Source organism: Streptomyces californicus (assembly GCF_000717645.1).
In the GTDB taxonomy this organism is placed as follows: domain Bacteria; phylum Actinomycetota; class Actinomycetes; order Streptomycetales; family Streptomycetaceae; genus Streptomyces; species Streptomyces californicus.
Genome location: NZ_JNZZ01000004.1, coordinates 189,691 through 203,629 on the forward strand (window position 1 = coordinate 189,691; position 13,939 = coordinate 203,629).

Consider the following 13,939-nt stretch of genomic DNA (forward strand, 5'->3'; position numbering starts at 1 on the left):
GCGCCGCCCGCGCGCCTAGTGTCGGGACGATGATGGAGACGATCGTCCTCGGTATCGGTGAAACCCTCGTACGCGACGACCGGCGCTGGTCCTCGTGGGCCGACTGGCTCGGCGTACCGCCGCACACGCTCAGCGCCCTGGTCGGCGCGGCCGTCGCCCAGGGCCACGACGCGGCCGACGCGCTGCGCACCCTGCGGCCCGGCATGGACGTCGAGGCGGCGTACCGCGCCCGGTCCGTCGCCGGGCGCGGGGAGCACCTCGACGAGTCGGACCTCTACCAGGACGTCCGGCCGGCGCTGGGCGAGCTGCGGGCGGCGGGCGTCCGGGTCGTGGTGGCGGGCAACGGGTCGGCGCGGGCCGGGGAGTTGCTGCGGGCGCTGGACCTGCCCGCCGATCTGGTGGTCACCTCGGCCGAGTGGGGCGTACGGAAGCCGGACCCGGAGTTCTTCGCCCGGGTGGCCGAGGCGGCCGAAGCGCCCCCGGCGGCGACCCTGTACGTGGGCGACCACCCGGCCGACGACCTGTTCCCGGCAGCCGCGGCGGGGCTGCGGACGGCGCATCTGCGCCGGGGGCCGTACGGGCACTGGTGGGCGGACCACCCGGACGTGGTGGAGACGGCGGAGTTCCGCATCGACGCGCTGACGGAGCTGGTGGCGCTGGTGAGGCCCCCGGGAGCGGGGGCGGAGGCCGCGGGGGCGGGGGCCGTTGGATCAGACGCGGAGGGGACGGGCGGGGAGGGTTCGGGTGAGGAGGAAGCGGGCGGGGAGGAGACGGACGCCGCGGGGGCTGCGCGGGAGGGCGCCCGGCGCGGGGCGTTGAGGTCGGTCCGGTAGGGGCGGCTCCGCCGCCGTACCGGGCGCCCGCCCGGTACGCGGTGCGCGTACCGCGCATCGGACGTTCACGCCGGATCCGGACCGGCGGGCTCCAGAGGGACCGGGCGCTCGAAGAAGGTCTCCAGCACCACCGTGGCCTGCGTCCCGCTGACACCGTCGATCGCGTAGATCCGGCGCAGCACGTCCTGCAACTGCTCGGTGGTCGCGGTCCTCACCTTCACCAGCACGGACGCGGTGCCCGCGATGACGTGGGCCTCCACGATCTCGGGGAGCGCGGCGAAGTCGCCCGCCGCGTCGCCCATCCAGGCGGTCGAGTCGACCATGACGTACGCGAGGACGCCGAGCCCGGCCGCCGCCGGGTCCACGTCGACGGTGGTCCGCCGGATCACCCCGCGCTCGCGCAGCTTCCGTACGCGTTCGTGGGCCGCTCCGGCCGAGAGCCCGACGGCCCGGCCCAGCGCGGCGTAGGGCTGGGTGGCGTCCTGCTGGAGCTGAGCCAGCAGGGAGCGGTCGATGTGATCCACAGCTCTCCCTTCGGTATGACCTTGCCTGAACCGTACCCCATACGGCAATCTCCCGATCAGACCGAAGCTCATTCGGTCATCAGGGGATAGAGGGATGCCGATGTCCGGCGAGCGCGGTGTGCTGTACGAGATGTTCGACGAACGGTTCCGGACCGGGCGGTGCATGAACGGTGACGCGGCCCTGGAGGTCCTGCACACCGGGTGCCGCTGGGCCGAGGGCCCCTTGTACGTCCCCGCGTGGCGGCAGGTGGTCTGGAGTGACATCCCGAACGACCGGATGCTGCGCTGGGACGAGGAGACCGGCGCGGTCGGCGTCTTCCGCCGGTCCGCCGGGCACACCAACGGCAACACCCTGGACGGACAGGGCCGGCTGGTCACCTGCGAGCAGGGCAACCGGCGGGTGACGCGGACCGAGCACGACGGCACGGTCTCGGTGCTGGCCGACCGCTGGCAGGGCAAGCGGCTGAACAGTCCCAACGACGCGACGGTGCGGTCGGACGGGACGCTCTGGTTCTCGGACCCGGACTTCGGCATCACCAGCGACTACGAAGGCCACCGCGCCGTGAGCGAGATCGGGGCCAACCACGTCTACCGCGTGGATCCCGCGACGGGCGAGGTGCACCTGGCGGCGGACTGCTTCGGCGCGCCGAACGGGCTCGTCCTCTCCCCCGACGAGCGGCGGCTGTTCGTCTCCGACACCAAGGACAACGTCATCCGCGTGTTCGACGTGCGGGAGGACGGGGAGCTGTCGGACGGCCGGGTCTTCGCGCGGGGCGGAGCGAAGCCCGGCGGGGCGCGCGCCGCGGCGCGCTTCGACAACATCCGCTTCGACGACGAGGGGCGGCTGTGGGTGGCCGCCATGGGCGACGGGGTGCACTGCTACGACCCGGACGGCACGTTGATCGGGCGGCTCGTCGTGCCCGAGGCGGTGTCCAACATCGCCTGGGGCGGAGCGAAGCGGAACCGGTTGTTCATCACGGCGGAGACCAGCCTGTACTCCGTGGTCATGGGCGTCACCGGCACCCACCCGACCGGATCACGCCGCACGGACTGACGCGTACGGGGGCGGGCCGGCACCCCGCCGGCGGCCCTCCCCCGCTGTCACCCGGCAGCCGACAACCGACGACGGGCAGCCGGTGGCCGGCTACCGGCAATCGGCTATCGGCTATCGGCTATCGGCTATCGGCAGCAGGAGAGCCGCAGCGCGCAGCCCGGACCGAGCAGCCACGAACCGGGCCCCGGGCAGCCCAGCCTCGCGCCGCCCCGCTGCCCGTCCCGCGCTCAGTCGCGCAGGACCGCCTCCATCACGCTCTTCGCGATCGGGGCGCCGAGGCGGCCACCCGAGATGTCGGAGCGGGAGATGTCCATGTCCGTCGGGTCGATGAACACGGCGACCGCGACCGAACGGCCGTCGTCCTTCTTGCCGTAGCTGACGAACCAGCCGTACGGGACCTCGTCGCGGACGTTCACACCGCGCTGGGCGGTGCCCGTCTTGCCGCCGACCGTCACACCGTCGATCAGGGCGCGCTTGGCGCTGCCCTCCTTCGCGGTGTACTCCATCATCTCCTGGACCTTCTTCGCCGTCTCCGGCGAGACGGCCTGGCTCATCTCCATCGGCTCGTTCTTCTCCAGCGTGGAGAGGTCCGGGCCGCGCAGCTCGTCGACGATGTAGGGCTGCATCAGCTTGCCGTCGTTGGCGAGGGCCGCGGTGACCATCGCCATCTGCATCGGGGTGCTGGTCAGGCTGCCCTGGCCCATGCCGGTCAGGGCCGTACCGGGCTTGTCGAGCTTCGGCGGGTAGAGGCTCTTCGTGGCGAGCATGTCGCCGAACTCCTCCGCGTAGACGTCCTCGTTGAAGCCGAACTTCTCCGCGGTCTCCCGCATCCGGTCCTCGCCCAGCTTGGACGCGGCGTCCAGGAAGACGTTGTTGCAGGAGTACTGCATGGCGGTCTTCATCGACGCCTTGTTGCAGACCCCGTCGCCGGCCTCGCTGCCGATCTTGTTCGTGGAGAGCGGCAGCGGGTACGGCGAGACCGCGTCCGTGCGGGCGTCCACGTCGGTGACCACGCCGTGCTCCAGCGCCGCAGCGGCCGTGAGGATCTTGAAGGTGGAGCCGGGCGGGTAGGTCTCGCGCAGCGGGCGGTTGGCGAGCGGCTTGTCCTTCTTCTTCTCCAGCGCGGTGAAGCGGTCGCTCTCCTTGAACGAGATGCCGGCGAACGCCTCCGGGTTGTACGAGGGCGTGGAGACCAGCGACAGCACCTTGCCGGTGCGCGGCTCCAGCGCGACCACCGCGCCCCGGGCGCCCAGGTCGGTCAGCCCCTTGTAGGCGGCCTTCTGCGCCTTGGCGTCGATCGTGGTGATCACGTCGCCGCCGCGCCGGGGCTGCCCGGTCAGGACGTCCTTGGCGTGCCGGAAGGCGAACCGGTCGTCCTGCCCGCTGAGGACGCTGTCGTAGGTCCGCTCCAGCAGCGAGGTCCCCCGGGACTGGGAGGCGTACCCGGTGACGGGCGCGTACATCGCGCCGTCCTTGTTGGTCCGGAGGAACGCGTAGTCCCGGCTGTCGGTCTCCTTCGAGCCGGTGATCGCCTTGCCGCCGACGATGATGTCGCCGCGCGGGGTGGAGAACCGCTCGAACCGCACGCGGGCGTTGTGCTCGTTCTGGGCCAGCTCCTGGCGGTCGACGTGCTGGAGCCAGTTCGCCCGCAGCAGCAGGGCCAGCACCAGCAGCCCGCAGAAGATGGCTATGTGCCGCAACGGCCTGTTCATTCCACTCCCCACCCGGGCGGGCCGCCGGTCCGCGCACGAGGTGCCGCCCGCCGACCGGGCCCGCGTATGCGATCCCGGTGATTAAGGATGCCTTGTCGACGCCCTCGGTTGCACGGGCGGCCCCCGTACGCGGTCCGTGCCGGGCTCGTCACAGGCGCCGACGGGGGCCGGGGCGCACTCGTCGCGGGCGCGTACGGGCCCGCGCCCCGGCGCGCGTACAGGGGCCGCCCCGGCGCACCCGCCACGGGCACGGCGGGCCCGCGCTCCGGCGCGTAGGGCGGGCTGCCCCACGCCCGGCACGTACGACGGGCTGCCCGCGCCGGCGCGTACCGGGCGGGCGCTCCTACAGGTACGCGGCGTACGCGTCCAGCGCCCGCAGGACCTCAGGTTCGTCCGCCGGGGGAAGCTGGAGCACGACCTCCTCGACGCCCAGTTCCGCGTAGTGGGCGAGCTTCCCGGGGGTGGGGCGGACCGCGTACGGCACCACCTGGAGGTGCGCCGGATCGCGTCCGGCCTCCTCCCAGACCGCCCGCAGCTCCGGCAGGGACTCCGTGAGCCCCCGGCCGCCGATGGGCAGCCAGCCGTCCGCGTACTCCGCGATGTGCGCGAACAGCTTCGGGCCCGCCCCGCCGCCGATCAGGGTGCGCGGGCCGTTGACCGGGCCGCGGGGCCGCTGGACGGGCTTCGGGTGCGCCTCGCTCGGCTGGACGGACCCGAACGCGCCCTCGTACCCGGTCGGCTCGTCCGCCCACAGGGCCCGCATCAGCGCCATCCGGTCCCGGCCCAGCTCCCGGCGCGTCGACCAGGCGACCCCGTGGTCGGCGGCCTCCTCGACGTTCCACCCGTAACCGACGCCGAGCGTGAACCGGCCGCCGGAGAGGTGGTCCAGGGTGGCGGCCTGCTTGGCCAGGCCGATCGGGTCGTGCTGGGCGACCAGCGTGATGCCGGTGCCCAGCGCCAGCCGCTCGGTGACGGCGGCGGCCTGCCCGAGCGCGACGAACGGGTCGAGCGTGCGGCCGTACTCGCGGGGCAGCTCACCGCCCATCGGGGCGGGCGTGCGCCGGCTCACCGGGATGTGCGTGTGCTCGGGCAGGTAGAGCCCGCCGAAGCCGCGCTGCTCCAGCTCGCGGGCGAGCCTGACGGGGGTCACCGTCTCGTCGGTGAGGAAGATCGTGGTGGAGATCCGCATCGAAGACACCTCCGGGGTCCGCATCGCATCAGTACGTCGTCGTATCCGTACGCCGGGCCGGTACTCCGTTCCCGCACCCGTCCCGTACGCCGTCCTTCTCTCCGTCGGCCTTCTCTCCTCCGTCCTTCTCGCCGCCGTCCCCGCGCAGCGCCAACGTAAGCCGTACGTCGGGGAAATCCGAGACCGTGGAGCCATGAACGGCGACCGCGCACCGCGCACCCCGAACCCGTTACCGCCCGCGACGACCCGGCGCGGCCTCCTCACCGGGGCCGCCGCCACCGGATTGACGTGGGCGACCGCGAGCACCGCCCACGCCGACGACCACCCGGAGAACGCGGCCGGGACCTGCACGGACGTCCCCCACCCCGCCCGGACCCGGACCCTGCGGGGGACGCTGCCCGCCGGATCACCGGACTACGTCTACCTCCCCGTCGACGTACCGCCCGGGGTGGCCGAGTTCGCCGTCTCCTACACGTACGGCAGACCGCCCGTGCCGCCCGGAGTCCAGGGCAACGCGCTCGACATCGGCCTCTTCGACGAACGTGGTACGGCGCTGGGCGGGCGCGGCTTCCGGGGCTGGTCCGGCGGGGCGCGCACCTCGTTCTTCGTCCGCGCCGACGCCGCCACCCCCGGCTACCTCCCCGGCCCCGTACGCCCCGGCACCTGGCACATCGCCCTGGCCCCCTACACCGTGGCGCCCGAGGGCCTCCCGTACGAGGTGACCGTCACCCTGCGCTTCGGGGAGTCCGCCCCGGCCCCCGTGCCGGTCCACCCGCCGGAGCGGGCCAAGGGGCGCGGCCGGGCCTGGTACCGGGGCGACTGCCACCTCCACTCCACGCACTCCGACGGCCGGCGCACCCCGGCCGAGGTCGCCGCCGCCGCGCGGGCCGCCGGGCTCGACTTCATCAACAGCAGCGAGCACAACACCACCTCCGCGCACGCCGCGTGGGAGGGGCTGTGGGGCGACGACCTGCTGATCCTGACCGGCGAGGAGATCACCACCCGCAACGGGCACGTGCTGGCCGTCGGCACGGACCCGGGCGTCTTCATCGACTGGCGCTACCGGGCCCGCGACCAGCGCTTCGGCCGGTACGCCCGCCGGGTGCGCGGGGCCGGCGGGCTCGTCGTGCCCGCCCATCCGCACGCCACCTGCATCGGCTGCTCCTGGAAGTTCGGCTTCGCCGAGGCGGACGCGGTCGAGGTGTGGAACGGTCCGTGGACCCCGGACGACGAGGTCGCGCTCGCGGAGTGGGACAGCGCTCTGGCGGCCTCCGTGCGGGACACGGGCGGCGGCCCGGGGCGCTGGCTCCCCGCGATGGGCAACAGCGACGCCCACCGCGAACCGGACCGGGTCGGCCACCCGCAGACCGTCGTGCTGGCCGACGCGCTGTCTCGGCGGGCGATCCTCGCGGGCATCCGGGCGGGCCGCTCGTACATCGCCGAATCCGCAGGCCTGGCCCTCTCCTTCGGCGCGACGGACGGGCGGGGGCGGCACGCGGGTATCGGTGAGCGGCTGCGGGCGGCGGCGGACGCGCCCGTGACCGTTCGGCTGGAGGTGTCGGGCGCGGCGGCCGGCTGCACGGTGCGGCTGGTCACCGACCAGGGGGTGCTGCTGACCTCGCCGCTGCCCGGGTCGGGGGCGGGCGTGGTGGAGTGGCGTACGACGCCCGCCCACGCCGCGTATGTACGGGCCGAGGTCCGGCACGCCCCGACCGTGCCGGGGCTGCCGGGCGCGTTCGCGGCGCTCACCAACCCGGTCTTCCTCGACGCGGGGACCGGTACGGAGAGCTGAGATACGGGAAGGGTCAGGGCACGCGCGGCGGTCGGCCGGGCGGAGAGGAGCGGGCATGGGGTCGGCACCAGGGCGGGGACCGGGGCTCGGGCTGGGGTACTTCCTGCTCCCGGCGGGCGGCGTGCTGAGCCTGACCGGCGTGATCACCGGCGACGGCACGCTGACCGGCCTGAGCTGGATCATGTGGCTGCTCGGCATCCTGCTGCTCCTGTGGAACCGCTCGCGCCGCCCGGCCGACCCGCGCGAACTGGCGGCGGCGGCCGCCGCCGGAGACGCGCGGGCGGTACGGGGGCTGCGCACGCTCGCCCTGACCGCCCGCGCGGAGGGCCGCCCCGACGCGGCGGAACGGATGCTGCGGCAGGCGGCGGAGGCGGGCGACGCGGAGTCGATGTGGGAGCTGGGCCGCCTGGTCGAGCACCGCCGGGGCCTGCCGGAGGCGGAACCGTGGTTCCGGATGGCGGCGGACCACGGCCACACGGTGGCGAAGCGCCTGTTCCGCCCGGGCGGCGCCCTGCACCGGGACGGCGCGGGGCCTACGGGATAGGGCTCACCGGGTGGCGCATCTCTCGTTACGGGGCAGAGGTGCGGGCTCGCCCCCGTCGCCTCGACCTCCCCGGTTTCGGCGGTTCTCCGTCACTGCCCAGCCTGGGGAATTTAGGTTAGCCTAACCTAAAGCAAATCTCTGGTGAGGGGCCGAAAGGCCGGGGCGAGGCAGGAGATGGACCGTGGGTCATGGCTGGGAGGGCGTCGTCCTCAAACTGTTCCGGGGGCGTGACTTCACGTTCACCGTGACCGGAGCGGAACAGGTCACCGACCGCTTCCGCCGGGTGCACGTGACTGATGGCGGGCTGCTCGCGGCGACCGGAGGGGCGCATCCGACGATGTGGGTGCGGCTGTGGTTCGAGAAGGACGGCAAACCGCATCAGCGCGCCTACACCCTGGTCGACCCCGATCCGGAGGCCGGTACCTTCAGTCTGGAATTCGCCCTGCACGAGGGGCCCGCGTGCGCCTGGGCGCGGGAGGCGAAGGCCGGCGACACGATCGACGCGACGCTCCAGGGCACCGGCTTCACGCTGCCCGACCCGGCTCCCGCGCGGCTCTTCGTGATCGGTGACGCGGCGGCGCTGCCCGCCGTCAACTCCCTGCTGGACGCGGTCCCGCGCACCCCCGCGACGATCTGGTTCGAAACCGCGCACGAGGACGACCGGAAACTGCCGTTCCGCCTCGACGAGGCCCACCACACCCTCCACCACGTGGAGCGCCGCGAGGCGGGGGCGCATCTCGTCGCCGAGGTGAAGGCGGCCCTGCCGGGGTTGCTGGGCGAGGACCGGTCGGACGCGTACGTCTGGGTCGCCTGCGACACGTCCACCACCCGGGCCCTGTCCGCGTACCTCCGCAAGGAGCTGGGCCTGCCCAAGGACCGGGTGAACGCGCTGGGTTACTGGCGGCCGTAGCCCAGCACGTTCACCCCGCCTCTCCGGAGACCTCAGTCCTCGACCACGAGGGCCGGGGTCTCCTTCGTGAGCACCTCGCCCCGGAAGAACGCCGGGCTGCGGCGCTCCATGGCGATCATCAGCACCACGCCGAGGAGCAGCAGCCCGACCCCGATGACGAACACCGAGCCGACGCCGAAGACCGAGGAGCCGGAGCCGTACGCCGGGTCCCACATGTCGTAGAGCGTCTTGGCGAAGACGGCGGCGAGCAGGACGCCGCCGACCAGCGGGAAGAGGCCCTTGAAGACCAGGTCCCGGGCGGAGCGGGCGAGTTCGGCGCGGAAGTACCAGACGCAGGCGAACGCGGTCAGCGCGTAGTAGAAGCAGATCATGAGGCCGAGCGCGTAGATGGTGTCGACCAGGACGTGCTCGCTGACCAGGGTCATCACGGTGTAGAAGACGCCGGTGCCGATGCCCGCCGTGACGGTGGCGCGGCCGGGGGTCTTGAAGCGGGGGTGGACCTTGGCGTACGAGGCGGGCATGGCCTCGTACGCGGACATCGCGAGCACCGTGCGGGCGACCGGGATGAACGTGGTCTGGAGGCTCGCGGCGGCCGAGGCGAGCACCGCGAGGAAGAGCAGGACGCCGAGTCCGGGGCCCATGACGGGTCCGGCGAGGGCGGCGAAGACGTTGTCGGAGGTCTCCGGGTTGGCGAGGCCGAGCCCGGACTCGCCGGAGCCGACGGCCATCTGCGCGGCGATGCCGGTGGCGAGGTAGGAGCCGACCAGGACGACCATCGCGATGAGGGCCGCGCGGCCGGGGGTCTTCTCGCTGCCGGTGGTCTCCTCGTTGGCGGTCAGGCAGGCGTCCCAGCCCCAGAACATGAAGATGGAGAGCGACAGGCCGGCGGTGAAGGCCGCGAAGGACTGGACGGCGAACGGGTTCAGCCAGGACCAGGAGAAGTCGAGCGAGGACGCGAACTCCGGCCCGCCGCTGCCGGCCTTGCTCAGGGCCATGGCCACGAACACGGCGAGGACGACCAGTTGGAGGCCGACGAGGGCGTACTGGACGCCCTTGGTGGCCGTCATGCCCCGGTAGCTGATGGCGGTGGCGACCGCGATGAGTACGAGGCACGTCAGGATGTGGACGGGCTTGCTGTCGTCCATCGCGGCGACCGAGGCGCTGCCGGTGATCTCGCCCGCCAGCAGCCAGAAGTACGAGGTGGCGACGCCCGCGAGGTTGGACAGCACGATGATCGTCGCGATGACGAGGCCCCAGCCGCACATCCAGCCGACGCGCGGGCCGAACGCCTTCACCGTCCAGGTGAAGGAGGTGCCGCAGTCCGGCATCACCCGGTTCAGCTCGCGGTAGGCGAAGGCGACGAGCAGCATCGGCAGGAAGCCGGCCAGGAAGACGGCGGGCATCTGCACGCCGACCTCTCCGGCGGTCGAGCCGAGGGTGGACGTCAGGCAGTAGACCGGGGCGACGGTGGAGACGCCGATGACGGCGCTTCCCATGAGGCCGACGGAATTGCCGCCGAGCCCCTTGCCCCGCACACCGCCACCGTCACCGTCGGCCGGGGCACTTCCCCGTACCGTGTCTCCGGCCTGTGGCCGCGCGTCCAGCTGAGTCATGAGGAGGACGTTATGCGCTGCGATATCCACATCCGGAGGATGAGACTCCTCTGTCTCACCCTTGGATGCATCACCCAATCTCCCGCGAACACCTGATGAATTGAAGGTCAAATTTGCGCAGAACCTTGCAATGCGTGCCACCGAACCGAGAGTAACCACGTACGGTAACCGCAGCCGTGTCCGTTTTGGGTGGATTCAAAATTTTCCCGCGCCGGTCCGGGCAGCGAGCCCGAGCCCCCGTCCGACCGTCCCCTGACCGTCCCCCGGCCGCGCCCAGGCCGCCGTCCCGGCCCCGGCCCGGACCGTCCCCCGGCCTCGTCCCGGCCCCCCGCCCGGACCGCCTCCCGCCCTCACCCCGGCCAGACGATCGCCTGCGTCTCGCTGTAGGCGTGCAGCGCGTACGAGCCCACGTCCCGCCCCACCCCGCTCTTCTTGAACCCGCCGAACGGGGCCTCCATGTTCCGCCCGACCGTGTTCACGCCGACCCCGCCCGCGCGCAGCCGCCGGGCGATCCGGAAGGCGCGCGCCACGTCTCCGGACCACACGTAGTCGATGAGGCCGTAGTCGCTGTCGTCGGCCAGCGCGATCGCCTCCTCCTCGTCGTCGAAGGGGACGACCACGACGACCGGACCGAAGATCTCGTCCCGGACCACCCGCATGTCGGCGGTGCAGTCGGCCAGCAGCGTGGGGGCCACGTAGAAGCCCCGGTCCAGGTGGCCGGGCCGCTCGCCGCCCGCGACCACCCGCGCCCCCTCCTTCCGGCCCAGCTCCACGTACGCCTCGACGCGGTCGCGGTGGGCGGCGGAGATCACCGGGCCGACCACGGTGGCCCGGTCGGCGGGGTCCCCCACGGTCAGCGCGTTCGCGTACGCGGCCAGGCGGGCGGTCAGCTCGTCGTACCGGGACCGGTGGACCAGGACGCGGGTCGGAGCCGTACAGATCTGTCCGCTGTAGAACGAGAACGTCGTCCCGATCCCCGCGACGGCCGAGCTCAGGTCGGCGTCCTCCAGCACCAGGGCGGCCCCCTTGCCGCCCAGCTCCATCAGCTGCCGCTTCATCCCGCGCCCGCAGACCTCCGCGATGCGCTGCCCGACGGCGGTGGAGCCGGTGAAGCTGACCATGTCCACGTCCCCGGAGTCCACGGCGGCCTCGCCCGCCTCCGGACCGGAGCCGGTGACGACGTTCACCACCCCCGGCGGAACGCCCGCCTCCGCGAGGGCTGCGGCCAGCCGGTAGACGGAGAGCGGGTCCTGCGGGGCGGGCTTCACCACGACCGTGTTGCCCATCGCGAGCGCGGGCGCGATCTTGCCCGCCGGGTTGGCCCAGGGGTTGTTGTACGAGGTGATGCAGGTGACCACGCCGACCGGCCGGCGGACGGCCAGCGCCCCGAAGATCCCCGCCCGCCCCATCGGCCCGGCCTCGTTGATCTGCGGGGCGACGGCCTCCTCCACCGGTTCCAGGGCCCCGCGCGCGTACCGCCGGAACCGGGCGACGCCCACGCCCACCTGCATCCCCCGGGCCGTGGAGGCGGTGGCTCCGCTCTCCCGCCGGGCGATCTCGGCGTGGGCGGGGAGGTCGCGCGCGATGATGTCCGCCGTACGGTCGAGGATCGCGGCACGCTCCTCGGGCCGGGTCCGCGACCAGGCCGGGAAGGCCGCTCTCGCCGCCGCCGCCGCTTCGTACACCTGGGCGCGGCTCGCCTCGGGGGCGAGGCCGACGACCTCCTCGGTGGCGGGGTCGACGACCTCGTAGTGGCCGCCGGCGGGCTCGGTCCACTGCCCGCCGATGAACAGCCGCTCGGGTACGGGGCTCACGCGGTACTCACCGTCCGGGTGTCACGGCCCGAGCGCAGCACCGTCCCCGGCACCGCACCCGTCACCTTGTCGTCGCGCAGGGTCTCCACCCCGTTGACGCGTACGGAGACGATCCCCACCGCCTTGGAGTCCAGGCGCGGGCTGTCGCCCGGCAGGTCGTGGACGAGGGTCGCCGGCCCGGCGTCGATCCGCTCGGGGTCGAAGAGGACGAGGTCGGCGTGGAAGCCCTCCTCGATCCGGCCGCGCTCGCGCAGCCCGAAGAGGCGGGCCGGGTCGTCGGTCAGCATCTTCACGGCGGTGGTCAGGGGCACCAGCTTCCGCCCGCGCAGGCAGTCGCCGAGGAAGCGCGTGGTGTACGGGGCCCCGCACATCCGGTCCAGGTGCGCGCCCGCGTCGGAGCCGCCGAGCAGCACGTCCTCGTGCTCCCAGGTGCGCTGCCGCAGCTCCCAGGAGGCGGGGTCGTTGTCGGTGGGCATCGGCCACAGCACCGTCCGCAGGTCGTCGGCGGCGCAGATCTCGACCAGGCAGGCGAACGGCTCCTGTCCGCGTTCGGCCGCGATGTCGTTGACGACCCGCCCGCTGAGCCCTTCGTTGGCGGCGCTGTAGGTGTCCCCGATGACGTACCGGCCGAAGTCGGCGAGCCGCCGGAAGACCCCGGCCTCCTCGCTGTCGGCGCGGCGCAGCATCTCGGCGCGGGTCGCGGGGTCCCGGAGCCGTTCGACGCGCTCGGGCACGGGGAGCGCGAGGATCTCGCCCCAGCCGGGGAGGAGGTTGAGGGCGCAGAACGTGCCGAGCGACATGTTCATCGGGGTGAGGATCGGCATGGTCAGCGCCACGATCCGGCCGCCGGCCGCGCGGGCGCGCTCGCTGGGGACCAGTTGGCGCGGCACGCGGTCGGGGACGGCGGCGTCGATGGTCAGGACGTTCCAGTTCAGGGGGCGCCCGGCGACGGCCGTCATGTCGACGAGCAGGTCGATCTCCTCGTCGGAGAACCGGTCCAGGCACCCGGCGACGATCGCCTCCAACTGCGTCCCTTCATGCTCCCCGACCGCCCGGCACAGTGCGAGCAGCTCCTCGGGGCGGGCGTGCCGGGAGGCGACGGGTTCGCCGTCGCCGTCGGAGTGGGTGGCGGACTGGGTGGTGGAGAGCCCCCAGGCGCCGGCGTCCATCGCGTCGTGGAAGAGGGTGAGCATGGCGTCCATCTGCGCCGGGGTGGGCTGCCCGCCGATCGCGTCCGGGCCCATGACGTGGCGCCGCAGGGCGCAGTGCCCGACCATGAACCCGGCGTTGACGGCGATCCGTCCTTCGAGGGCGTCGAGGTACTCGCGGAAGCTGGACCATGTCCAGTCGACGCCCTCCTCCAGGGCGGCCAGCGCCATGCCCTCCACCCGCGCCATCATCCGCCGGGTGTAGTCGGCGTCCTCGGGCCGGTCGGGGTGGAGCGGGGCGAGGGTGAACCCGCAGTTGCCCCCGGCGACGGTGGTGACGCCGTGGTTCATGGAGGGCGTGGCGTAGGGGTCCCAGAAGAGCTGGGCGTCGTAGTGGGTGTGCGGGTCGACGAACCCGGGGGCGAGGACGAGCCCGTCGGCGTCCTCGCTGGTGACGGCCTCCTCGGTGACGGCCCCCGGTTCGGCGACGACGGCGATCCGCCCGTCGCGGATGCCGACGTCGGCGGGGTACGCGGGCCCGCCGGTGCCGTCCACGACGGTCGCGCGGCGGATGAGGTGGTCGAGCATGGCGGTTCCCTTCGGCGTGGGCTTCTTCTGCGGACGGGGTCGCGGGGGCCGCTCTCCCGGGCGGGGGTGCGCGGGCGCCTTCCCCGGTGGGGTCGCGGGGGCGCCTTCCCCGGTGGGGTCCTTCTCCGGGCGGGCTCGCGCGGGGTCTCTTCCGGGCCGGCTCGCGCGGGGGCCTTCCCTGGGCCCCGGGCGGGCTCGCGCGGGGCCTTTCTTCGGAT

General features: G+C 73.4%; 11 protein-coding genes. 5 read left to right on the forward strand and 6 right to left on the reverse strand.

All coding sequences use genetic code 11. The annotated features are described in order from the left end of the window. Positions 1–32 precede the first annotated feature (32 nt). Positions 33–833 carry an HAD family hydrolase gene (locus IF19_RS0107505; RefSeq protein ID WP_030115655.1) on the forward strand — a complete coding sequence of 267 codons (801 nt, stop codon included), beginning with the start codon at positions 33–35 and terminating at the stop codon, positions 831–833. A 65-nt stretch (positions 834–898) separates the two neighbouring features. Here IF19_RS0107505 and IF19_RS0107510 read toward each other — a convergent pair whose 3' ends face one another. Next, positions 899–1,357 carry an Lrp/AsnC family transcriptional regulator gene (locus tag IF19_RS0107510; RefSeq protein ID WP_030115656.1) on the reverse strand — a complete coding sequence of 153 codons (459 nt, stop codon included), beginning with the start codon at positions 1,355–1,357 and terminating at the stop codon, positions 899–901. A gap of 100 nt (positions 1,358–1,457) precedes the next feature. On the opposite strand from IF19_RS0107510, the gene IF19_RS0107515 reads away from it, so the two are divergent. After that, positions 1,458–2,411: an SMP-30/gluconolactonase/LRE family protein gene (locus IF19_RS0107515; RefSeq protein ID WP_030115657.1), complete on the forward strand. Its 954-nt coding sequence runs from the start codon at positions 1,458–1,460 to the stop codon at positions 2,409–2,411. Positions 2,412–2,638: 227 nt separating this feature from the next. Here the strand turns inward: IF19_RS0107515 and IF19_RS0107520 are convergent, their stop codons facing one another. Together IF19_RS0107520 and IF19_RS0107525 are read right to left on the reverse strand one after the other, a co-directional pair. After that, positions 2,639–4,123 (reverse strand): peptidoglycan D,D-transpeptidase FtsI family protein, encoded by a 1,485-nt coding sequence (locus tag IF19_RS0107520; RefSeq protein WP_030115658.1) that lies wholly within the window; start codon positions 4,121–4,123, stop codon positions 2,639–2,641. A gap of 343 nt (positions 4,124–4,466) precedes the next feature. Continuing rightward, positions 4,467–5,312, reverse strand: coding sequence for an LLM class F420-dependent oxidoreductase (locus tag IF19_RS0107525; protein WP_030115659.1), 846 nt, complete (start codon positions 5,310–5,312; stop codon positions 4,467–4,469). 193 nt (positions 5,313–5,505) lie between these two features. On the opposite strand from IF19_RS0107525, the gene IF19_RS0107530 reads away from it, so the two are divergent. From IF19_RS0107530 to IF19_RS0107540, 3 genes are all read left to right on the forward strand, one after another. Beyond that, positions 5,506–7,104, forward strand: coding sequence for a CehA/McbA family metallohydrolase (locus tag IF19_RS0107530; protein ID WP_050493715.1), 1,599 nt, complete (start codon positions 5,506–5,508; stop codon positions 7,102–7,104). A 55-nt stretch (positions 7,105–7,159) separates the two neighbouring features. Further along, positions 7,160–7,648, forward strand: coding sequence for an SEL1-like repeat protein (locus tag IF19_RS0107535; protein ID WP_030120802.1), 489 nt, complete (start codon positions 7,160–7,162; stop codon positions 7,646–7,648). A gap of 181 nt (positions 7,649–7,829) precedes the next feature. After that, positions 7,830–8,558: a siderophore-interacting protein gene (locus IF19_RS0107540; RefSeq protein ID WP_030115662.1), complete on the forward strand. Its 729-nt coding sequence runs from the start codon at positions 7,830–7,832 to the stop codon at positions 8,556–8,558. Positions 8,559–8,590: 32 nt separating this feature from the next. On the opposite strand, the gene IF19_RS0107545 is transcribed toward IF19_RS0107540, so the two are convergent. The 3 genes from IF19_RS0107545 to IF19_RS0107555 all read right to left on the reverse strand — a co-directional run bounded on the left by IF19_RS0107545 (position 8,591) and on the right by IF19_RS0107555 (position 13,721). Beyond that, positions 8,591–10,171, reverse strand: a complete 1,581-nt coding sequence (locus IF19_RS0107545) for an APC family permease (RefSeq protein WP_030115663.1) — start codon at positions 10,169–10,171, stop codon at positions 8,591–8,593. 350 nt (positions 10,172–10,521) lie between these two features. Beyond that, the gene (locus tag IF19_RS0107550) at positions 10,522–11,985 is read right to left on the reverse strand and encodes an aldehyde dehydrogenase family protein (RefSeq protein ID WP_030276225.1); all 1,464 of its coding nucleotides are present in this window, start codon (positions 11,983–11,985) and stop codon (positions 10,522–10,524) included. Further along, positions 11,982–13,721 (reverse strand): N-acyl-D-amino-acid deacylase family protein, encoded by a 1,740-nt coding sequence (locus IF19_RS0107555; RefSeq protein ID WP_030276227.1) that lies wholly within the window; start codon positions 13,719–13,721, stop codon positions 11,982–11,984. Before IF19_RS0107555 ends, IF19_RS0107550 begins: the two co-directional genes overlap by 4 nt. Positions 13,722–13,939: the final 218 nt, after the last annotated feature.